Genomic DNA, 22816 nt, shown 5'->3' on the forward strand with positions numbered 1-22816 from the left:
ATGACAAACGCTAAAAAGATCTTACCAGCATTTGAATACCCAGTTGCATACTGTATTGCAGGTGTTGATGAAGTTGGTCGTGGCCCACTTGTTGGTGATGTTGTCACTGCTGCCGTTGTTTTAGACCCTGATAACCCTATTGAAGGGCTTATGGATTCTAAAAAATTATCAGAAAAGAAGCGAGCAGTATTAAGTGAAGAAATTAAACAAAAAGCAACATCTTGGTCAATTGGCCGTGCTAGTCCTGAAGAAATAGATACGTTAAATATTCTTCACGCAACCATGTTAGCCATGCAGCGTGCAGTTCAAGGATTAGATGTTATTCCTGACTACGTGCTCGTTGATGGTAATCGTACGCCAACATTTGCCTGTGATGAAGGTAATATTCCCAGTGAAGCTGTTGTAAAAGGTGATGCACGCGTTGCTGAAATCAGTGCTGCGTCTATTATTGCCAAAGTAGCTAGAGATGAAGAAATGATCGCTTTAGATGTTTTACACCCAGAATATGGTTTTGCAAAACATAAAGGCTACCCAACTAAACTTCATTTAGAAAAAATAATTGAACACGGCGTGCTTGATTGTTACCGACAAAGTTTTAAACCCGTGGCTCAGGTTTTAGCACAAGGTAATCGCCATGACTGAAGCAATGCAGCCAGTATCACAGCCACCTAAATTTATTCACCTTCGTATTCATAGTGATTACTCTATGTGTGATGGCTTGAATAAAGTAAAACCTATTGTTGCTAAAGCGGCTGATTTAAGAATGCCAGCTTTAGCGCTCACCGATCAAACTAACCTTTGTGGCCTAGTAAAATATTACCATGCTGCTCACGGTGCAGGTATTAAACCGATTATAGGTTGTGACTTCTGGGTACAAAGTGAGGAGTTAGGTGATGAGTTATCGCGTTTAGTAGTGCTAGCAACCAATAATATTGGCTATAAAAACCTGACCGAGCTTATTTCTAAAGCCTATATGCGTGGTCATTTGCAAAATAGAGCCGTTATCGATAAAGCTTGGCTGGTTGAATATAAAGAAGGATTGATATTGCTTTCGGGTGGTCGAGAAGGCGATATAGGCAAGGCATTACTCAAAGGTAATCAGGCACTGGTTACTGACATGGTGAGTTTTTATAAACACCACTTTAATGACTGCTTCTTTTTAGAACTCATTCGAACAGGAAGAAATGATGAAGAAAACTACCTTCATCTGGCAGTTGAGTTAGCGAGTAAATGTGATTTACCTGTAGTGGCAACAAACGAGGTGATGTTCCTTTCACCTGATGATTTTGATGCTCATGAAATTCGAGTGGCTATCCATGACGGTTTCACCTTAGATGATAAACGTAGACCTAAACGCTATAGCACAGAACAATATTTGCGCTCAGAAGATGAGATGTGTGAGCTATTTAGCGATATACCTGAAGCATTAGCGAACTCGGTAGAAATTGCCAAGCGCTGTAACGTTACCGTCACACTAGGTGAATATGTTTTACCAGACTTCCCGACAGATGGTTTGGAAATTAATGATTACTTTATTAAAGTGTCAGAAGAAGGCTTAGAAAAGCGCTTAAAACAATTATTTGATACCGAAGCTGATGACTTTGCGGAAATTAGAAAACCTTACGATGAACGCTTAAAAGTTGAGCTTGAAGTTGTTAACAACATGGGTTTTCCGGGTTACTTCTTGATCGTAATGGAATTTATTCAATGGAGTAAAGATAACAATATTCCTGTAGGCCCAGGACGGGGTTCAGGTGCAGGTTCATTAGTAGCTTATGCACTCGATATTACTGACTTAGATCCACTTGAATTCGATTTACTCTTTGAGCGTTTCTTAAATCCTGAACGTGTTTCAATGCCGGATTTTGATATCGATTTTTGTATGGATAGACGTGATGAAGTTATTGACCATGTCGCAGAGCTTTATGGTCGAGATGCTGTATCACAAATTATCACTTTTGGTACTATGGCGGCTAAGGCTGTTATTCGTGATGTTGGCCGAGTATTAGGTCACCCTTATGGTTTTGTTGATAGAATCTCAAAGCTTATTCCCCCTACACCGGGTATGACATTAGCAAAAGCATTTGAAGAAGAGCCTAAATTACCCGAAGCCTATGCGCAAGATTCAGAAGTAAAAGATCTTATTGATATGTGTCGTATCCTAGAAGGCACAACTCGAAATGCGGGTAAACATGCTGGTGGTGTTGTTATTTCCCCAACCACCATTACTGATTTTGCACCATTATATTGTGACGATGAAGGTAATAACCCTGTTACACAATTTGATAAAAATGATGTTGAAGATGCAGGCTTGGTTAAGTTTGACTTCTTGGGCTTACGTACTCTTACTATTTTGCAATGGGCCATTGAAATGGCCGATGAAAAATTATTAAAAGCCGGTAAAGAACCCATTGATATAGCTGCCATTGACTTAGAGGATAAAGCCAGCTTTAAGTTGCTGCTTGCTTCGCAAACAACTGCAGTATTCCAGCTTGAATCTAGCGGTATGAAGTCGTTAATAGACAAGCTAAAACCAGATTGTTTTGAAGATATTATCGCACTCGTGGCACTATTTCGTCCTGGTCCTCTTCAATCAGGCATGGTTGATAACTTTATTGAGCGTAAGCATGGTCGAGAAGCAATAAGTTATCCAGATGAAACTTGGCAACATGAAGATTTAAAACCGGTGTTAGAGCCAACTTACGGTATTATTTTATACCAAGAGCAGGTAATGCAAATTGCACAGGTTTTAGCTGGCTACTCATTAGGTGGCGCCGATATGCTTCGTCGGGCTATGGGTAAGAAAAAACCTGAAGAGATGGCAAAACAACGTGCAGGTTTTGAACAAGGGGCTGTTGATCGAGGTGTTGATGGCGAACTCGCCATGAAGATATTCGATTTGGTCGAGAAGTTTGCCGGTTATGGTTTTAACAAATCTCATTCGGCTGCTTATGCGTTAGTTTCTTATCAAACTTTATGGATGAAAGCCCATTTTCCTGCACCTTTTATGGCTGCGGTTATGTCAGCGGATATGGACAATACGGAAAAGATTGTTACCTTAGTTGATGAGTGTAGCAATATGGGCATTGATCTACTGCCGCCGGATGTTAATGTTGGCCAATATAAGTTTACGGTTAACGAGAAAGATCAGATTGTTTATGGTATTGGTGCCGTAAAAGGGGTAGGTGAAGGGCCAATTGAAGCCATTATTGCTGCTCGACAATCAGGTGGACCTTTTATTGATTTATTTGATTTTTGTGCTCGTTTAGATTTAAAGAAAACTAATAAACGTGTTCTCGAAAAGTTAGTTAAGTCAGGCGCTATGGATGCGTTAGGACCAACTTATAAACTGACGGAAGATGGAAAAGAGCTACCTCATCGCGCTGCTTTATTTGAAACCTTGCCTGAAGCTATTAAAGCGGCTGAGCAACATGCCAAAGCTGAGGCGTTAGGGCAAAATGATTTATTTGGTTTAATAAACGATGAGCAAACGGATTCTCGCCAAGCATTTAAAGAAGTAAAAAAATGGCCTGAAGATGTTTGGCTAGATGGTGAGAAAGAAACATTAGGCCTTTATTTAACTGGCCACCCAATTAATCGTTATTTATCTGAAATTAAAAAGTATGCAACAAGCCGATTAGTGGGTATGCAGCCGACAGGTCGTGATAAACAAGCGATAGCTGTAGGCCTAGTCTTGGGTGTTCGCGTTATGGTGAATAAACGAGGCCGTCGTTGGGCGTTAGTAACCCTTGATGATAAAAGCGCTCGGATGGATGTACGTTTATTCCCTGATGACTACGATACCTTTGCTGAATTACTTGTCACCGATGCAATTTTGGTTTGTAGTGGACAGGTCAGCTTTGATGATTACTCCGGAGGTAATACAATGACCGCCCGAGATATCATGACCATTGCTGACGCTAGAGAAAACAATGTTACTTCGCTGGATGTGAAAGTAAATAGAACACAAATTGGTCCTGATTTTATGGCACAATTTAGCCAAATAATAACACCACATAAAGAAGGTACTTGCCCAGTTAGAGTTTTTTATCAGCGTGAAGAAGCACGTGGAATGCTAGAACTTGGTGTACAATGGCGAGTTTCGCCTACAGATGTGTTATTATATGATTTAAAAGAATTATTAGGTGAAGAAAGCGTCACCTTACAGTTTAAGTAAATTTGAAATTAGATTCTCTTAACAAAGAATCCTAAACACAGAGTTATTAGATACAGAGAACACTATGTCATTAAACTTTTTAGACTTTGAACAACCTATTGCTGAGCTTGATGCTAAAATTGAAGAGCTTAAACTTGTTAATACTGGGCAAGAATTAGATCTTGATTTAGAAGAGCAAATTACCCAGCTTCGTGAAAAAAATAAAGATCAAACCAAAAAGATTTTTGCTAATTTAGACCCGTGGCAAACAGCACGTGTTGCTCGCCACCCTCAACGTCCTTACACATTAGATTACCTACCTCGTATTTTTACGGAGTTTGATGAACTAGCGGGTGATAGAGCTTATGCAGACGACAATGCTCTTGTCGGTGGTACAGCTCGATTAGACGGTCAACCTGTCGTTGTTATTGGTCACCAAAAAGGTCGCTCTACAGCAGAAAAAGTTAAACGTAACTTTGGTATGCCTCGCCCTGAAGGTTACCGTAAAGCATTACGTTTAATGGAAATGGCTGAGCGTTTTAATATGCCAATCATTACTTTCATCGACACTCCAGGCGCTTACCCAGGTATTGGCGCTGAAGAGCGTGGTCAAAGTGAAGCTATCGCGAAAAACTTAAAAGTGATGGCGCGATTAACGGTACCTATTGTTTGTACTGTAATTGGTGAAGGTGGCTCTGGTGGCGCGCTTGCTATTGGAGTTGGTGATAGAGTTAACATGTTGCAATACTCAACGTACTCTGTAATCTCGCCAGAAGGTTGTGCTTCTATTTTGTGGAAAACAGCAGAAAAGGCATCAACAGCTGCAGAAGCTATGGGAATTACCGCAAAACGTATCAAAGAATTAGAGCTAATTGATAGCGTTGTTGAAGAGCCACTAGGTGGTGCCCACCGCGATATGGATCAAATGGCTGCAATCTTAAAGCAAGCAATTAAAAAAGATCTAAGCGAGCTATCATCACTTGATAAAGAGCAATTAATTGAAAAACGTTATGATCGCTTAATGTCTTTTGGTTATTGTTAAACCGTAAGGTAAAACGGATAAGGTTGAAGCTGCCTAGTTTGTAGCTTCAACTACCACTAGTTTTATTATGAATAAAATTGAGCAGGCACTTCTCATTGCCATAAGTAAACACCCAGATATGCCTGTGGTCGTTGCTTATAGTGGTGGTGTCGACTCACAAGTATTACTTCATGCTTTAGCATCACTCAAGCAACAATCACTTTTCTCAAACAGCCTCACAGTTTGTCATGTAAATCATGGTCTTAGTGATAATGCTCAGCAATGGCAAGACTTTGCACAGCAAGAATGCCTTCGATTAAAACTAACTTTCACTTGTAGGCAAGTTACGATTGAGCACAAAGCTCAACAGTCATTAGAAGCAATAGCTAGAGATGCTAGATACCAAGCTCTACAGAGTCTATCAATCACGCCATCTTTAATACTCACCGGTCACCATAGTGATGACCAAGCCGAGACTTTTTTGCTCGCCTTAAAACGGGGCTCTGGTATAAAAGGCCTATCAGCAATGACCAGTGAAGTTAAGCTTGGAAAAGATTTTATTGTTCGCCCTTTGCTAAACATTAGCCGTAAACAAATTCTTGATTACGCTAATGAGCAGCAATTAACTTGGGTTGACGATGAGTCGAATGCTGATAGTCAATTTGACCGAAATTTTATCCGTAACGATATCATGCCGTTATTATCAAAGCGTTGGCCTAGTATCGCAGATACAATTAATCGTAGTAGTGAACATTGTCAACAAGGGCAATTACTGTTAGATGAACTAGCCGCACAAGATCTTCAAGTTTGTTTACTCGAGAATAATAGCTTATCCGTTATACAGTTAACCTCATTATCTCCCGCTCGATTTAATAACTTGATTCGTTACTTTTTAGCTCAACAAGATTATCTAATGCCAAGTACGGAGCAATTAGTACAATTGCAGAGTCAACTTACGGCTAAAGAAGATAAAAATCCGAGTATTAAAGTGGGCCAGCACTATTTTCGACGCTTTAAAAACTCAATGTATTTAACGCCTGACTATAATGACGTCAGTCATTGGCAACTTGACCTTGATTTACAAAAAGAAAACTGTGTTGCCTCGTTACCTGATGATATCGGAATATTGCACTATAGCTTGATGAAATCGACAGTGGCTGATGTGAATCAACAAGGGCAGATTATTGCTTTACCTAAAGACTGTGAACGTCTTACCTTAAAGTTTAGCCATGATAACCCAAAATGTTTGCCAGAATTTAGGCAACACTCTCGTCATTTAAAGAAAGTTTTACAGGAGCTAAATATTCCCTCATGGCAGAGAAAGCGTATCCCATTTTTATATTGTAATGATAAATTTATAGCTGCAATTGGGCACTTTGTTTGTCAGGATTATACCGTTCAAACTAGCTCAGAAGATTGTTTATACCTTTCATTACTACTAAAACAGTAATAGCTAGTCCACTTGTAGGAGCATAGAGGCTCCTACAAGTAAGTTGAAATACTTATAAATTCTTAGTGATATGGTGTGAAGCTGCAGCAGAAAATACAACGTCAGTAGAACTATTTAACGCTGTTTCAGCGGAATCTTGAATCACGCCAATAATAAAACCAATAGCAACCACTTGCATGGCAACATCATTACTAATACCAAATAAGCTACAAGCAAGAGGAATAAGTAATAATGAACCACCAGCAACCCCCGAAGCACCACAAGCTGAAATTGAAGCAACGATAGATAAGAGTATTGCAGTGCCAAAATCGACATCAATATTTAAACTGTGAGCTGCAGCAAGCGTTAATACGGTTATAGTTATGGCTGCACCAGCCATATTAATCGTAGCACCAAGAGGTACAGAGACAGAATAAGTATCCTCGTGTAATTCAAGCTTACGACAAAGCTCCATATTTACGGGTATATTCGCCGCAGAGCTGCGTGTGAAAAATGCAGTAATACCTGACTCTCTAAGGCAAGTAAAAACTAAAGGGTAAGGGTTTTTCTTCATGACCAAGAAGACAATAATAGGGTTAATTATTAAAGCTATAATCAACATAGCTGCTAATAACACCGCTACTAAATGGCTATATTGTGCTAAAGCGCTAAAACCTGTTGTTGCAATTGTATTTGCTACTAAACCAAAAATACCTATTGGAGCAAAACGAATAACGATTTTTACAATGCTAGCAATGGCGTCACTGAAATCATGAAGCGTTGTTTTTGTTTGACTATTAGCATGCTTTAATGAAAAGCCTAAACCTAATCCCCAAGCAAGTACCGCGATAAAATTACCATTAGCAATGGCACTGATAGGGTTTTCAACAACTTTAAAAGCTAGAGTTGATAATACTTCACCTAAACCTTGTGGCGGATTAGCACTAGCGCTAGCAAGATCTAACGTTAAGCTTGTAGGGAATAAAAAGCTTAATATGACAGCAACAAAGGCTGCACTGAGCGTACCAATTAAATATAAGCCAATGATAGGTTTTAGTTCGGCATCACTATCCATTTTTTGATTAGCTATACTTGATGCGACAAGCACTAACACTAATATAGGTGCAACAGCTTTTAGTGCACTGACAAACAAGCTGCCAAGCATTGAAAATGATTTTGCTATTTCAGGGCTTGCGACGGCAAGTATGACCCCTAAAATAATAGCTATTATAATTTGTGTGACTAAACTGAAAGAAGTGAGTTTGCTGAGTAAAGAAGTCTGAGTGATATTTGTATTTTGGCTAGTCATGTTCCTGCCTGAAGATATTTATTATATGCAGGTTTTTATCATTGCCTTGGTTGTTTGTCTAGCGATAAGCGTTAATCGGTATATTAGAAGTGATTAATTGCACTATATAACATTTACTCAAATACAGTTAAAATTGAGGTTGTATGAAAAACTAACCTGTAAAACAGTTATTGAAAGTAAATTTACTGGAGAGATATGAGTCATTTGATTGTGATTGCTAGATATTCATTTCCATTAGACGCTAATATTGCCAAGGCATCACTAGAAAGTGCTGGTATTCCAGCTTTTTTAACCGATGAGCATACTATTAATATGCAGTGGTTGTATTCTGATGCTATGGGTGGCGTACGCCTGCTGATATCAAAAGAGCATGAACAGGAAGCAATAGCAATTTTACAAGGAAACTTCTCATCGGAAGTTGAAAATGAATGCCAAATCGTAGATGAAAAGTGTTCAAAATGTGCTGGTGAAAACCTGACACCTTTTACTAAGGGAAAAGTGCCAGCATTTTTAGTATTCTTACTTGCAGAGTTTCCGTTATTTTTTTATAAACATGGCCTTAAATGTAGTGACTGTGGGCACTTTAACCCATCAAAATAATATGTAAGCGTTAGTCGGTGGATTGTCGCTCTGTGTTTAATAGTACTTAATTTAGTACTTAATTGTATTTAAAATTTTTGTAGAGTTTAGTGATATGTTTATTGGAAATAGTCGTAATGTAATTACGCCTTGTATAGGTCAATGTGTTTTAGACAGTGAAGATATATGTCAAGGCTGCTTTAGAACTTCTGAGGAAATTACGGGTTGGATCAATAAGCCAGAAGACGAAAAAATAGCGATAGTAATTCGATGTAAAAAACAAATAGCCAAAGTTCATGAAAATACTTAAGACATTTTGAACCTTAAATCCAACGTCTAACTTTTTGGCAATAGGCCTGATATTCATCAGAAAACATTTTTTTGAGCATGCGTTCTTCTGGGATGATTTGAAAACGCGTGATATAAAAAATAAACATTGGGATAACCACTAAAGTCGTTAGGTTTTGTAAATACACTACCAAAGCTATTAGCGCTATCACCATCGCTAAATACATAGGATTTCTTGAATAAGCATAAACGCCTGTATTGACGACTGTACTGGTTTTTTCTGGAGTATGTGGGTGAAAGGTGGTTTGATGTTTATGAAAATCGTATAAGGCTAAAATACCTATAATACAAGCTAATATTAATAAAAAAATCGTAATAGTGAGATGTAGTGGCAAGCTAAGTTGGTACTCAGGAAAATGACTTCTTATTGCAAACATCATAAGTGCTGAAATGATAAGTTGAACTGGCGGGATGACTTTTAGCTCTAAATTCATAGTTATGTTACTCAATTATGTCATTAAGTTACGTGACTAAATAAAAAAGGCTATTAACCTCTTTGGTCAACAGCCTTATTTTAGGTGCATAGCTAATTTTTTATAAATTAGCCTTTCGATATTCTTCACATGCGTTGCTATCTTCACATTCACCATACAAGTACAAACTATGGTTGGTTAAATGAATGTTGTGAGATTTGGCAATATCTGATTGTCGTTGTTCAATCACGTCATCTTCAAACTCAACGACTTTACCGCATTTTAAACACACTAAGTGATCGTGATGTTTTTTATGTGCTAATTCAAAAACTGATTTACCACCTTCAAAATGATGTCTAGTGACTATTCCCGCATCATCAAATTGATTTAATACTCGATAAACCGTTGCTAAACCAATTTCTTCTTGTTGCTCTAATAATAATTTATAGACATCTTCAGCACTGATGTGTTGATTGTTAGGTTGCTGTAAAATAGTTAAGATTTTAATGCGTGGCAGGGTGATTTTTAATCCGGCTCTTTTTAATTCTTCGTTTTGATCTGCCATGTAGGTCAATTCTCTAAATAAAGTAATTACGATAAAAACAAAAGTATAGGATCTTAAGGCATGTGATTAAAGGTTTAGTTTCAATATTTATGTTTTTTTTGCCATAAAAAGCATAAAAGCTCATTTAATGAGCTTTTATTGTATTACTAATTAGATAGTAACTAGATAAATTTAAGATTGGCTGAAATTAAGATAGCTCAGCCAAACACATTTCATCATTCAGTTGGTTAACCCACTCAGTAACTCGCTGATCAGTTAATTCAGGTTGTCTGTCTTCATCAATACATAAGCCAATAAAGGTATTCTCATCAATAAGCGCTTTAGAGGCTTCAAATTCATAACCTTCAGTAGACCAGTTGCCTACTACTATGCCACCTTTACTTTCAACAATATCGCGCAGTGGCTCCATAGCATCACAAAAATATTCAGCATAATCTTCTTGGTCACCTAAACCAAAAATAGCGACTAATTTATCGGTAAAATCAATTTCTTCTAATTCAGGTAAAAAGTCATCCCAATCACATTGGTTCTCACCGTAGTACCAAGTAGGAATGCCTAAAATAAGCAGATCAAACTCAGCGATCTCTTCTTTAGTGCTTTTTGCGATATCTTTAACATCGATCATTTTCTTACCCAGTTTTTTCTGGATCATTTTACTTACAGCTTCAGTATTACCGGTATCACTACCAAAAAATAAACCTACGATTGCCATGGGAATTTACCTTTAACTTCAATTTAATTTGTTTAATTTTGTTCATTTGCTAATGACTGAGTCAAAAGCAGCTCTATTAATTCGCTTCGGCTAAGCTGTTTACTTTTAGCCAATTGTTCTAATTGCTCGAATAGGCTTTGGTGTATTTTAAATTCGACGCGTTTTAAGCCTTTGTTTTTATCTCTTTTAACTTGGTTTCGCTTATTTATACGTATTTGTACATCACGAGTGTGTGGACTCGTTTTTGGGCGACCAGGACGCTTTTCATCTTGAAATAAGTCGATTGTCGTTAAATCAGAGAGTTCCTTTGCCATTAGCCAACCCCCTGACTTTCCCAGACGAATTGAATAATACCTTTAGCAATAAAACCGGCGCAGCCTAAAAAAAGCACAAAATAAACAACTAGTTTGCCCATCTTTGGAACATCATTTTTATTCATCACATCATGAATGGATAAACCAATAAAACCAAAAATAAAGAGAAAAAATAAATTAAGACCGATAGCTTCTATCAGCTCTAAATGTTCAGCTAGCATGCAAGTTAATTTATAAGCCTAAAAAAATTGGCGGCACTATAGCATAGTGTCGATGCAAACTCATTATTTTCTAGCACTTCAAGATAAAAATTATCGCTGTTTTATCTCTTATGCTTTTTGAGCTATATCAAAAGTACGCTACTTGCCTGCTAACGGGCTAAAAAGTCAGCGACAATTTTATTGAATGCGGTTGTTTTTTCTGCATGTAGCCAATGGCCAGCACCTTGAATTATTTTCGCTTTAGCTGAGGGGAACAAGCTAGTGATAGCTCCTTGATGCTCAGGTAAAATATAATTAGATTGGCCACCTTTAATAAATAAGGTTTCACCAGAAAATGGCTGGGAATCAGTATCTAACCCTTGCATAATTTGCTGGTAACCTTGTTCTATATTATTGAGGTGGCATTTAAAAGTGAATTCACCTTTATCATTCATACTGATATTACGTAGTAAAAATTGCCTTACACCAACGTCGTCAACATATTGGGCAAGCTGTAGATCGGCATCTTTGCGTTTTTCTACCTTGGTGAAATCTATGGCTTGTAAACCGGCAATAATTGATAAATGGTGAGCAGGGTATTGAACTGGGGCAATATCAGCAACCATTAATTTTTTCACTTTCTGTGGATGAGAAAGTGCTATTTGCATGGCTATTTTTCCTCCCATTGAGTGGCCTAACAAATGGAAAGACTCTATGGATAGAGAGGTTAATAAATCTATAACGTCTTGCGCTAAATCAGTGTAATCCATGCCAGCTTGGTGAAATGAGTTGCCATGATTTCTCACGTCAATACTAGTAACGCAGAAATTTTCGGCTAAAGCTTTGGCAACCATATTTAAGTTTTCTAAGCTGCCGAATAAGCCATGAATCAAGATGATATGTTCACCTTTGCCAGATTGTTGGTAGTTCAGTAGTGGAGTCGTGTTGTTATTTGTCATCATATAATTAAAAAAATTAAACTTATGGCAATTTTACCATGAAATATAAGGTAGTTTGGGTATAATCTTGCGCAATGACTTTTTTCTCATTAGCAGTAGGGTTTTTAATGAAAAATATCGAAATAGATGAAGAGCTATATCAATACATAGTCTCAAATACTCAAGCTATTGGTGAAAGTGCTTCAAGTATATTACGCCGTTTATTATCGCTAGAAGCGAAAGGTAATGCAGAGAATACGCAAAGTACTCCTGTTGCAAGTATAAGAGAAGCAGCACCAATACCAAATAGCGCAGCAGCTGAGGTTGATAATCAACCATTAAGTCAAGATGAAATGACCGATAAAATCACAAGCCGAGAAAGTGTTTTTAATTTTATCAATAAAGAAGAGTTAGCCATGCAACGTGGTGCGGTAGGTCGATTCTTATTGATTTTAGCAGCTTTATACCGTGCAAACCCTGATACCTTTAAAGTAGTGACTGAAATTTGTGGTCGTGATCGTTTGTATTTTGCTCATAGCGAAGCTGAGTTAGCCGCAAGCGGTAGCAGTACTAAACCTAAACAAATTCCAGATAGCCCGTTTTGGGTAATGACTAACTCAAACACTACCCGTAAAAAGATGATGCTTACCAAGGCCGCTATGTCATTAGGCTATGAAGTGTCAGAAGTAGAAGAAATTCGAGATTTATTATAACCCTCGACCTAATGCCTTTTAGCGACGATGCGAACAACTTGAAAAACAAGGAAAGATAATGTCAGTGCACCCACATGCCGGTAAGCCGGTAAGACCAGAAGATAGAATTAATATTGGCCAATTAGTTAGTGATTATTTTTTAAAATCGCCTGATGTTGCTATTACTGCGCAGCAAGTAAGCTTTGGTACCTCTGGCCATCGAGGTACTGCGGCAAAAACCAGTTTTAACGAACACCATATTATAGCGATATGCCAAGCAGTAGCGGAATATAGAGCATCACAAAATATCACAGGACCACTTTTTTTAGGTAAAGATACTCATGCTTTATCTGAGCCAGCATTCGCGAGTGCGATTTCTGTGCTTATTGCTAATGGTGTTAATGTGGTTATTCAACATGATGCACTCTCGGGTGGAGGATTTACTCCAACACCGGTTATCTCCCGTTTAATTATCGATCATAATAATTCAGATAAACAAGAACTTGCTGATGGGCTTATTATCACACCTTCACACAACCCCCCAACGGATGGAGGTATTAAATATAACCCTCCTCATGGTGGTCCAGCTGAAGGTGATATCACAAAACAAATAGAACAACGGGCAAATACCCTTATTGAAGCTAATTTGGTTGATGTTAAGCAAATAGCATATAACCAAGCGTTAACTTCTGCATTATTAACGAAGCAAGACTTTATTGAGCTTTATGTTAACCAACTTGAAAAAGTGATTGATATGCAAGCTATTGCTAAAGCAGGAGTCACTATAGGTGTTGATCCTCTCGGTGGCTCTGGTATAGCGTACTGGCCAGTAATCGCTGAAAAGTATGGTATTAATATACAAGTGGTTAATCCTGTGGTTGATGCTAGTTTTGCTTTTATGCCACTGGATAAAGACGGCAAAATTCGTATGGATTGTTCATCTCCATACGCAATGGCAGGCCTTATTGCCATGAAAGATGACTTTGATATTAGCGTGGGTAATGATCCAGATTTTGATCGCCACGGTATAGTCACTAAATCTGGCGGATTAATGAATCCAAATCATTATTTAGCTGTGGCAATTAACTATTTAATGACTCATAGGGATTGGCCACAAAGCTGTAAAATTGGCAAAACCTTAGTATCAAGTTCCTTGATTGATCGTGTTGCTAACAAAATTGATCGTCCTTTATCTGAAGTACCTGTTGGTTTTAAATGGTTTGTTGATGGTCTTAATGACTCTAGCTATGCGTTTGGCGGAGAAGAAAGTGCAGGCGCAGCATTTATTGCACGAGATGGCAGCACATGGACGACGGATAAAGATGGCTTTATTATGGCGTTATTAGCCGCAGAAATTCTTGCTGTTACCGGTAAAGATCCACATCAACATTATTTAGCGCTGGCAGATGAGCTAGGGCAACCTTGTTATGGGCGAGTTGAAGCTGTTGCTTCATTTGAGCAGAAGAAAGTATTAACAGCCTTATCAGCTGACGATGTTGTCGCAGATACCTTAGCCGGTGAAAAAATCACGCAAATTCTTTCACATGCACCGGGTAACAATGCTGCTATTGGTGGGATTAAAGTAACAACAGATAATGGCTGGTTCGCGGCGCGCCCTTCTGGCACAGAGGAAATTTACAAAATATATGCAGAAAGCTTTATTGATGAGCAACATTTGCAAACGATAATTAGTGAAGCACAAGATATCGTTAGTGCTGCATTTACTGCAGCAGGTTTATAAAACCAAATGTTTTGCATTCAAACAATGCTTAAATAAAATAACAAAGGTTATAGCAAAATGGGCTACCCTCAAGAGCAATTGACCCCAGAGCAATTAAAAAAAGCGTTATTGGAAAATGGTGACTTTTTAAGTTTAACGCGTAGCCATGAGTTTTCTATGCCTGCGGTAAGCTTTGATGTCACTTGCTTGAGTAGCTCAGCGAAAACTAAGGTGTCAGTACTTGATACTGGTATTATCACTCTTGAACCTCATAATAGTAGTGCTACGAAAGATGTGGTGTTATCAAGTGCTATCCACGGAAATGAAACGGCGCCGATTGAAATCTGCAGAGATTTAATCAAGCTGGTTATTTTGGGAAAACTGCATCTTGAGCACAGGGTGTTATTTTTATTTGGTAACCCTGCTGCTATAAATATTGGCAAACGCTTTGTGGAAGAAAACTTAAACCGTTTGTTTTCTGGTGGTCATTCGCAAGATCAAGGGCAGGGAGCAGGTTTAATAAATCGAGAACGTCATAGGGCGCTTTTGTTAGAAGATACCGTTAGAGATTTTTTTGAAAACGGCTCTTTATTAGGTAAGCGGGAACGTTTTCATTATGATTTACATACTGCTATACGTGGTTCAAAAAATGATAAATTTGCTGTATATCCTTTTAGACACGAAAAACCTTGGGTGAAATCAGAATTACAATTTATGTTAGCGTGCGGCATAAATACTATTTTGTTTTCTAACTCGCCAACCACAACCTTTAGTTATTTTTCATCAAAGCAATTTAACGCCCATGCTTTTACTGTTGAGTTAGGTAAGGTCAAGCCGTTTGGTGAAAATGACATGGGTAACTTTTCTGCGGTGAAAGCCTCGCTAACGGCTTTAATCTCTGAGCCAACGCTTAATTTGCCTACTTATACAGAAACTGATTTTAATTTTTTCGAGATAGATCAAATCATTGTACGCAATCATCAAAACTTTTCTCTTCACTTTGCCGATGATGTTGAAAACTTTACTGACTTCCCTGTCGGTACTGTAATAGCTACCGATGGTAGCAAAGAAGTCAAAACTCAAAAGCAAGGGGAAGCTATTATTTTTCCCAATGCCGAGGTTGCTATTGGTCAAAGAGCCTTGTTAACGGTTGTTCCTGTAGTCATTAATCCTTTGTAAATTCTAAACATTAATATGAATAGAAAGGTTGTTCTTAAAGATAAAGTTACCTTTTTCTTTTGGGATTAACCTTTCTATTTTTAACTATAATTCATCAACGATTGATTATATCTATGGTCGTTTTAAATAAGTAGTAAAACAATTAGAAAAGCGGTGGATCCCAGAGCAATATTGCTGGTGGTCAGCGTATACTGGCGAAAAAATGAAAGATACCTTTGCTAACTCTTCTAAGCCTTATTTATTGACCAACTAATATCTCTAAAGCTAGGGTGTTACATGAAAATAACACCTTTAGTTTTTATCATTATATTTGCAGCATTCCCTGCTATTCAAGCTTGACACTCATCGCTAAGTGTAAACTTTTTTGCTCACTTTCTATAAAAACTCACCGACATCATTACGTAATAATCTTGTCTATCAGTTTACGTAAAGGTAAGGTTTGGCGCGATAATTATACATTGTTGGCTATACTTCTATTACAAGAAAATGGCTTTAGTTACATGTATCCACTTTGCGTTTTACCTATGTTAGTAGCATGGAAAAGGCGTAATTTAATAAGAGAATATTATGACTAGTGAACTTTATGATGATGGTCCGGTAGTGCACAAACCTACTTTTATCGATGGCACCAGCGTTGAAATTCCAGAGCTAAAAATATTAAAGCAAGACGGTACTATTTACCCAGAGAGTAATTTGCCAGACATGGATGAGGCACAAACTTTAAAAGTTTATAAAACCCTGGCTTTTCATCGTGTACTTGATGAGCGTATGGTGGCATCGCAACGGCAAGGTCGTTTAAGTTTTTATGTCGCCGCATTAGGTGAAGAAGCTGCTAGTGTCGGTGCTGCTGCAGGGCTCGAACCGCAAGATATGATCATGAGCCAATATCGTGAACAAGGTGCTCTCATGTATCGAGGTTTTAGCCTTGAGAACTTTATGAACCAAATGTTTTCCAACGAAAAAGATTTAGGTAAAGGTCGTCAAATGCCGATTCATTATGGTTCAAATGCTTTGAACTATATGACGGTCTCATCGCCGTTAGGCACACAAATTCCACAAGCAACGGGCTATGCCTACGGACAAAAACTACAAGGGGTAGAGGCTGTAACTCTTTGTTTCTTCGGTGAAGGTGCTGCCTCAGAAGGTGATTTTCATGCAGGCTTGAATATGGCAGCAGTGCATGCAGCACCAGTTATATTTTTCTGTCGTAATAATGGTTATGCCATATCAACGCCTGCTGAAGAGCAGTTCAGAGGAAATGGCATTGCTTCTCGGGGTGTTGGCTATGACATTAAAACTTTACGAGTTGATGGCAATGATATTTTAGCGGTAATCAGAGCAACTCAAACCGCACGCGCTTACGCATTAAAAGAAAATGCGCCAGTATTAATTGAAGCCATGACATATCGTTTAGGGGCACACTCCACCTCTGATGATCCTTCGGGCTATCGTACACGTGAAGAGGAAGCTAAGTGGCAAGAAAATGATCCCATTTTACGGATGAAAAACTGGATTTTGCATCAAAAGTGGTGGGATGAAGAGCAAGACAAGGCGTTATTTGAAAATTTACGAGAGGAAGTGCTAGCAGCCGTAAAAGCTTCAGAGAAATTGAATAAACCTCATATCAATACCCTGATAACTGATGTTTACGATGTGCCAACGAATCAATTGCAAGCGCAATTAGAACAAGTAAAGGCTCACATAAAAAAATATCCTGAAGCTTACCCATTTACCGCGGGGAAATTTTAATCATGGCACAAATGAATATGTTACAGGCCATTAATAACGCACTAGATATTGCGATGGCTGAAGATGAAAGTACCTTATGTTTTGGCGAAGATGTTGGACATTTTGGCGGCGTTTTTCGTGCAACCTCAGGCTTACAAGATAAATACGGTAAAATGCGCTGTTTTAATACGCCCTTGGTTGAACAAGGTATTATTGGCTTTGCGAATGGCTTAGCCTCACAAGGCTCTAGACCCATAGCGGAAATTCAATTTGCCGATTATATCTTTCCTGCATTTGATCAAATCGTTAATGAAGCCGCTAAGTTCCGTTATCGTAGTGGTAATGAGTTTAATGTGGGTAAATTAACCATTCGTTCACCTTATGGTGGCGGTATTGCCGGTGGGTTATATCATAGCCAATCTCCTGAAGCTTATTTTGCTCATACGCCCGGATTAAAAGTTGTTGTCCCACGTAACCCTTATCAAGCAAAAGGACTATTGTTAGCGTCAATTCGTGATGATAATCCAGTGATATTTTTTGAGCCTAAACGCTTATATAGAGCCTCTGTTGGTGAAGTGCCAGAGGAAGATTATCAGTTACCTCTAGGAAAAGCAGAAGTGTTGCAAACTGGCACAGATATTACTTTGCTTGCTTGGGGCGCCCAGATGGAAATCCTACAAAAAGCCGCAGATTTAGCGGCTAATGATGGCATTTCTTGTGAGGTCATTGATTTACGTAGTATTTTACCTTGGGATGTAGAAACCATTGCTAATTCCGTCACAAAAACAGGCCGGTTATTAGTCAGTCAAGAAGCGCCTTTAACTGCGGGATTTGCTAGTGAAATTAGCGCCACAATTCAGCAAGAATGCTTCTTGCATCTAGAATCTCCCATAGCGCGTGTTTGTGGTTTAGATACACCTTATCCTTTAGCGCTTGAAAAAGAATATGTTGCGGATCATTTAAAAATTTACGAAGCCATTAAGCACAGTGTTCATTATTAACTGAAGAAATAGCGTTCTAAAAGTAATGTAGGAAAAAACATGAGTATAGATTTTATTTTACCTGATATTGGTGAAGGTATTGTTGAATGTGAACTAGTTGAATGGCTAGTTAAAGAAGGCGAGCGTATTGTTGAAGATCAGCCTGTTGCTGATGTCATGACAGATAAAGCTTTAGTACAAATACCTGCGATGCATTCAGGTGTGATAGAAAAGCTTTATTACAAGCAAGGTGAAATTGCTAAAGTGCATGCGCCGCTTTTTGCTATGTCGGCTGAAGCTGATAGTACTTCAAACTCTCCAGCGGTTAATGGCGTTAAAAAAATAGATGAATCACCAACGACACAAAATGTGAAAGCGGATGAAAATGTTGCAAATATAACCGTAGAGCAAACTGTCACACAAGGAAAGGCTATTGCTAGCCCTGCGGTGCGTCGTGTTGCTCGAGAGCTTAATGTTAATATTAGCGAGGTGACTGGCTCGGGTAAAAAAGGACGCGTTTATAAAGATGACGTACTTGCCTATGAGCAAGGTTCAAATACAGTCATGAGTGTTCAAACAGAAGCAAACCATGTTGAGCCTATTCGTGGTGTAAAAGCAGCGATGGCAAAAGCCATGACAGAGTCTGTAAGCACTATTCCTCATTTTACTTATTGTGAAGAAATTGACATGACAGAGCTCATTAAATTGCGTTTGTCATTAAAAGAAACCTATGCAAAGCAAGATATTAAGCTGACTATGATGCCATTTTTCATGAAAGCTATTTCACTAGCCCTGAAAGAGTTTCCTGTGATTAATAGCCAAGTGAATGATGATTGTACTGAGCTCACCTATTTTAATGATCATAATATCGGTATGGCGGTAGATTCAAAAGTAGGGCTTTTAGTACCCAATGTTAAGCATGTTCAAAATAAATCAATTTTAGACTTAGCAGTTGATATTACCCGCTTAACAAACGATGCGCGAAGCGGTCGTGTGCCAAGCAGTGATTTAACTGGTGGTACTATCACTATTTCTAATATTGGTGCTATTGGCGGCACAGTGGCAACACCTATTATAAATAAACCTGAAACTGCCATAGTTGCGTTAGGTAAGTTACAAACCTTACCAAGGTTTAATGAGCAAGGTGATGTAGAAGCACGTAGTATTATGCAAGTAAGCTGGTCAGGAGATCATCGTGTGATTGATGGTGGTACTATTGCAAGATTTTGTAATTTATGGAAATCATTCTTAGAAAAGCCTAGTAATATGCTAGTGCATATGAGCTAGTTAATTTTAGCTAGTTAATATGAATAAATAGGTTTGCGGTTTGAGCTATTGAGCTATTAATTTCTTGAGCTAATAGTTTAAACCGCCATTTGTTGTAGATCTGTTATTCTTTCTCAAGAATAACTTTTAAATTATCGAGCCCTGTTTGTAAGTCATCGCCAATGATTTTCTCAAAATCCATAAATAAAAACATTAAGTTCATTGGATAATCCATATTGCCTTTAAAACCCCATGCAACCATTGTTTTATCACTACCTACGGCGTTGGTTGTCATATAGGCTGGTGAAGTTGACTCAAATGGCGCCAAAAAACGTAATTCATAATCAATGCGTTTATCAGGTATTATACTGATGATTTCTTGTTCGCCTTTACCTACTTCTTCATGGTCACTATCCCAAGCAGAAACAAAGCCTACTGTGCCATCAATACCGCGAAAAGATTTTTCCATTGTGGGATCTAACTGTGCCCATTTACTGAAATCGTTTTGATTCTTTAGCAGTTTAATATAGTTAAAGACTATAGGGTTTGGTTGGTTTATCGTTACGCTTCTTTCCACTTCATAATCACTTTTAACAAATAATGCGATGATGAAGGGAAGGGCAAGAATACAGGCTAGTATGATGGATATTTTTTTTATCATTTTATCTCCAAATTGTTCTTTTTATAAAAATAAAAGGTACTATTAGTTAAACCTATTTTGTTTCAAATAGCGATTTTATTTTACGGAAAAGCGAGTAACCGTTTGCCAGCAACTAGCCAAGAAAAACAGCTTCAACATTTCTATATAGCAGAAGAGCAATCTATTTATCTGCTTAACCATAAAGATGCGACCAAACTAAAGCAGTGGGTTGATTTATGTCAGCAGCAGTTGAAGGAATTGGGTTATCAAGAAATTGCCTTGTTAGGAAAGGGCGCTTATGGCTTTGTATTTTCGGCTAAAAATAGTGTAAATAAAGATGTAGTATTTAAATTTTCTCGTTTGAATTTACCCCAACATGTTCAAGACAGATTGAGTGAAGAAGCTGATATTCAACAACAGTTAAATCACCCTCAAATTCCCAGCGTTATTGAGTATAAAAAAATAAAGCGACAATCTATTTTACAAATGACTAGGGCTCCAGGAATTGATCTAGAACAGTTGTCACATCAACAAGGGCCTTTACCACCAGAGTTAGTCGTGAGTATTGCCATTCAGTTAGCTGACATTTTACTTTACCTTCGAGGCACAAACGCTCATCCGCAAGCAAAGCCTTATGTTCATGGTGATATTAAACCATCAAATGTAGTTTTTGATGAAGAAACAGGCTTGGTACAACTGATTGATTGGGGCTCATCTGTAGTGGCTCAACTTGATGTTGATGGGCAAAGCACCAGTAATAATGTCATGGACTTGATGAGTAGTGATTTACAACACACTAATGCTAGATTAGGTGATGTTTACTTTATCGGCCCTGAACAAATTAATGGCGGGCTCTCTTCGCCTCGATTTGACGAGCAAGGGTTAGCGGCAACTTTATACGCTATCGCTTCTGGGCAATCATGTCGATATGGCAGTAAAATTATTCCGCCAAGTGCTTTAGGTCTACCGAAAATGTTAGCCAATGTGCTGAGTGCGATGTTAAGTGATGATGACAAAAAACGTCGTCAAGCGGGGGATTATTTTTTTAACAACTTGTCTTATTTAAAACAACTTGTGTTGTCAGAAACTGCGACGCTTTATAAAGCTGAGCCACTTATTCCTGTGTGGGTAAAAGCACTACCAGAAAATAATAGGGAGGCGATAGAAACTGTTGTATATGGATCGAGAAAGTCCTTTTTACGTGAAGAGTCAGACGAGGATAAGCTAAGTGATATTGATGATGTACAACTAGAAAAATATTATAAGAACTACTTAATGGGCATGGGAGATAATGAGAAGGCTTTTATTGCCGCATTAGGGCGTTTAGGTAACTTTCCCGTGGTGGGTGGTTTAGCTATTCGTTGGGCGAAAGAGGGCGTATATATTGATTCAAATTTAACCTTATTTAACCCTGAGCTGAAAGCGTCATTTGAAAGTGCGGTAAATAATATGATCCACTTAGCTCAAGGTATTTTTCGCATTGGTGTTTTCAAAAGTTGTTTATTTAATGCGCGTAATACTTTACATGTGGAACGTGAAGATGAATCTAATCCTTTTGTTGCTCATGCAGAACAAAAGATAGCGTTTGAAGTCAGTGATGTTGCTGATATTGATGATATCACCCGGTTGCATTCATACTTTGAAGACGGTAAAGATCCCGATGAATATTTGTATTTGCCTGATGAAATGATGGCAGTCTTGTCCCGTTTAAATCTTATTCATCATACTGGTTGTATTATTTTTGAAGTACTGCCTAAGCATTTGAAAATACACAGTTACTTGATGTTGTTAAATCATGATAAAAAAGCAGAGTTTCGTCAGTGCCTGGATGAATTACTTGCTTTACTGCCTACCATTAATGGTTTAGGTATTTCAGGCTTTATGAAACTACCCTATAAAGATACGCGTTTTTTTGAACATATTAATGCATTACCTGAGCGTTTTTATCCAAAAAATCCTAAACTGAGTTAAATGAGTTTTTATACGAGGAACTACTTATGTATGGTGAAAAAATAGGTGATATGGCATGGATGGACCTATCTGTTCAACATGCGGAGCAAGTACAAGATTTTTATCAAAAAGTGCTTGGTTGGCAAAGTGAACCCGTTAAGATGATTGACGGTGATGATGCCTATGTTGATTTTGCGATGAGTTCAAAGGTTGAGGCTTCGAGTCAAACCACAGAGGCAAGTGTAACGGACAGTTTTGCTACCGGTGTTTGTCATGCAAAAGGTGCTAATGCTGATATGCCTGCAGTTTGGTTACCCTATTTTTTGGTCGCCGATATTGAGCATGCGGTTACAAGGGTACAAGCAGAAGGTGGTGAGCTTGTTACAGCTATTAAGTCCATGGGAAATGATAAATATGTCGTGATAAAAGATCCCGCAGGTGCGCAATGCGCCTTGTATCAGAAAAATGCAAATACCTAATACCTAATACCTAATACCTAATACCTAAGCATCTAGTTAAAGGGGCACCTTTTCTAAATAACTTACAGTAAAAGCTTTAAATATTGCAGTTTTTTTCCATCAAACTTGCACTTTTTGCTTAAAATACTCTGCTGTTTCTTCTTTTCTTTCTATTGATTTGATCTTTTTTGTAGTCAATGAGCGTTAAGTAGCCATTCT

Annotated in this window: 22 protein-coding genes; 14 read left to right on the top strand and 8 right to left on the bottom strand. The window is 38.2% G+C overall.

Going from position 1 to position 22816, the window contains the following annotated elements:
- From rnhB to tilS, 4 genes are all read left to right on the top strand, one after another.
- On the top strand, positions 1-642 hold the full coding sequence (gene rnhB / locus AC27GZ_RS07015) for a ribonuclease HII (protein WP_487094190.1): 642 nt from the start codon (positions 1-3) through the stop codon (positions 640-642).
- A complete protein-coding gene (gene dnaE, locus AC27GZ_RS07020; protein WP_487094191.1) occupies positions 635-4177 on the top strand; it encodes a DNA polymerase III subunit alpha in 3543 nt (1180 codons plus the stop codon). The genes rnhB and dnaE overlap by 8 nt, the downstream gene beginning before the upstream one ends.
- A gap of 64 nt (positions 4178-4241) precedes the next feature.
- Positions 4242-5198, top strand: a complete 957-nt coding sequence (accA, locus tag AC27GZ_RS07025; protein WP_487094192.1) for an acetyl-CoA carboxylase carboxyl transferase subunit alpha — start codon at positions 4242-4244, stop codon at positions 5196-5198.
- A gap of 67 nt (positions 5199-5265) precedes the next feature.
- Positions 5266-6627, top strand: coding sequence for a tRNA lysidine(34) synthetase TilS (tilS, locus tag AC27GZ_RS07030; RefSeq protein WP_487094193.1), 1362 nt, complete (start codon positions 5266-5268; stop codon positions 6625-6627).
- Between the two features lie 52 nt (positions 6628-6679).
- Here tilS and sstT read toward each other — a convergent pair whose 3' ends face one another.
- Entirely contained in the window at positions 6680-7915 is a 1236-nt protein-coding gene (gene sstT, locus AC27GZ_RS07035; protein WP_487094194.1) for a serine/threonine transporter SstT, read from the bottom strand.
- 195 nt (positions 7916-8110) lie between these two features.
- Between sstT and AC27GZ_RS07040 the strand changes: the two genes are divergently transcribed.
- Both AC27GZ_RS07040 and AC27GZ_RS07045 read left to right on the top strand, forming a co-directional pair.
- Positions 8111-8515 carry a putative signal transducing protein gene (locus tag AC27GZ_RS07040; RefSeq protein ID WP_487094195.1) on the top strand — a complete coding sequence of 135 codons (405 nt, stop codon included), beginning with the start codon at positions 8111-8113 and terminating at the stop codon, positions 8513-8515.
- Between the two features lie 94 nt (positions 8516-8609).
- Positions 8610-8804, top strand: coding sequence for a DUF1289 domain-containing protein (locus AC27GZ_RS07045; protein WP_487094196.1), 195 nt, complete (start codon positions 8610-8612; stop codon positions 8802-8804).
- Positions 8805-8817: 13 nt separating this feature from the next.
- On the opposite strand, the gene AC27GZ_RS07050 is transcribed toward AC27GZ_RS07045, so the two are convergent.
- The 6 genes from AC27GZ_RS07050 to AC27GZ_RS07075 form a co-directional block, all read right to left on the bottom strand.
- Entirely contained in the window at positions 8818-9276 is a 459-nt protein-coding gene (locus tag AC27GZ_RS07050; protein ID WP_487094197.1) for a methyltransferase family protein, read from the bottom strand.
- 100 nt (positions 9277-9376) lie between these two features.
- Entirely contained in the window at positions 9377-9820 is a 444-nt protein-coding gene (gene fur, locus AC27GZ_RS07055; RefSeq protein ID WP_487094198.1) for a ferric iron uptake transcriptional regulator, read from the bottom strand.
- Between the two features lie 187 nt (positions 9821-10007).
- Entirely contained in the window at positions 10008-10532 is a 525-nt protein-coding gene (fldA, locus tag AC27GZ_RS07060; RefSeq protein WP_487094199.1) for a flavodoxin FldA, read from the bottom strand.
- A gap of 32 nt (positions 10533-10564) precedes the next feature.
- Entirely contained in the window at positions 10565-10846 is a 282-nt protein-coding gene (ybfE, locus tag AC27GZ_RS07065; RefSeq protein ID WP_487094200.1) for a LexA regulated protein, read from the bottom strand.
- Positions 10846-11067, bottom strand: a complete 222-nt coding sequence (locus AC27GZ_RS07070) for a DUF2788 domain-containing protein (protein WP_487055805.1) — start codon at positions 11065-11067, stop codon at positions 10846-10848. Before AC27GZ_RS07070 ends, ybfE begins: the two co-directional genes overlap by 1 nt.
- A gap of 149 nt (positions 11068-11216) precedes the next feature.
- A complete protein-coding gene (locus AC27GZ_RS07075; RefSeq protein WP_487094201.1) occupies positions 11217-12008 on the bottom strand; it encodes an alpha/beta fold hydrolase in 792 nt (263 codons plus the stop codon).
- 104 nt (positions 12009-12112) lie between these two features.
- Between AC27GZ_RS07075 and seqA the strand changes: the two genes are divergently transcribed.
- From seqA to AC27GZ_RS07105, 6 genes are all read left to right on the top strand, one after another.
- On the top strand, positions 12113-12697 hold the full coding sequence (seqA, locus tag AC27GZ_RS07080) for a replication initiation negative regulator SeqA (protein ID WP_487094202.1): 585 nt from the start codon (positions 12113-12115) through the stop codon (positions 12695-12697).
- Between the two features lie 58 nt (positions 12698-12755).
- The gene (gene pgm, locus AC27GZ_RS07085; protein ID WP_487094203.1) at positions 12756-14417 is read left to right on the top strand and encodes a phosphoglucomutase (alpha-D-glucose-1,6-bisphosphate-dependent); all 1662 of its coding nucleotides are present in this window, start codon (positions 12756-12758) and stop codon (positions 14415-14417) included.
- A 57-nt stretch (positions 14418-14474) separates the two neighbouring features.
- The gene (astE, locus tag AC27GZ_RS07090; protein ID WP_487094204.1) at positions 14475-15575 is read left to right on the top strand and encodes a succinylglutamate desuccinylase; all 1101 of its coding nucleotides are present in this window, start codon (positions 14475-14477) and stop codon (positions 15573-15575) included.
- Between the two features lie 567 nt (positions 15576-16142).
- Positions 16143-17324 (top strand): thiamine pyrophosphate-dependent dehydrogenase E1 component subunit alpha, encoded by a 1182-nt coding sequence (locus AC27GZ_RS07095; protein WP_487094205.1) that lies wholly within the window; start codon positions 16143-16145, stop codon positions 17322-17324.
- A gap of 2 nt (positions 17325-17326) precedes the next feature.
- A complete protein-coding gene (locus AC27GZ_RS07100; protein WP_487094206.1) occupies positions 17327-18304 on the top strand; it encodes an alpha-ketoacid dehydrogenase subunit beta in 978 nt (325 codons plus the stop codon).
- 39 nt (positions 18305-18343) lie between these two features.
- Positions 18344-19570 carry a dihydrolipoyllysine-residue acetyltransferase gene (locus AC27GZ_RS07105; protein ID WP_487094207.1) on the top strand — a complete coding sequence of 409 codons (1227 nt, stop codon included), beginning with the start codon at positions 18344-18346 and terminating at the stop codon, positions 19568-19570.
- Between the two features lie 103 nt (positions 19571-19673).
- On the opposite strand, the gene AC27GZ_RS07110 is transcribed toward AC27GZ_RS07105, so the two are convergent.
- A complete protein-coding gene (locus AC27GZ_RS07110; protein WP_487094208.1) occupies positions 19674-20210 on the bottom strand; it encodes an SRPBCC family protein in 537 nt (178 codons plus the stop codon).
- A 66-nt stretch (positions 20211-20276) separates the two neighbouring features.
- Between AC27GZ_RS07110 and AC27GZ_RS07115 the strand changes: the two genes are divergently transcribed.
- Both AC27GZ_RS07115 and AC27GZ_RS07120 read left to right on the top strand, forming a co-directional pair.
- On the top strand, positions 20277-22160 hold the full coding sequence (locus AC27GZ_RS07115; RefSeq protein WP_487094538.1) for a protein kinase domain-containing protein: 1884 nt from the start codon (positions 20277-20279) through the stop codon (positions 22158-22160).
- Positions 22161-22186: 26 nt separating this feature from the next.
- Positions 22187-22618 carry a VOC family protein gene (locus AC27GZ_RS07120; protein WP_487094209.1) on the top strand — a complete coding sequence of 144 codons (432 nt, stop codon included), beginning with the start codon at positions 22187-22189 and terminating at the stop codon, positions 22616-22618.
- Positions 22619-22816 lie beyond the last annotated feature (198 nt).

This window comes from Colwellia sp. SU-HH00943 (assembly GCF_057546125.1).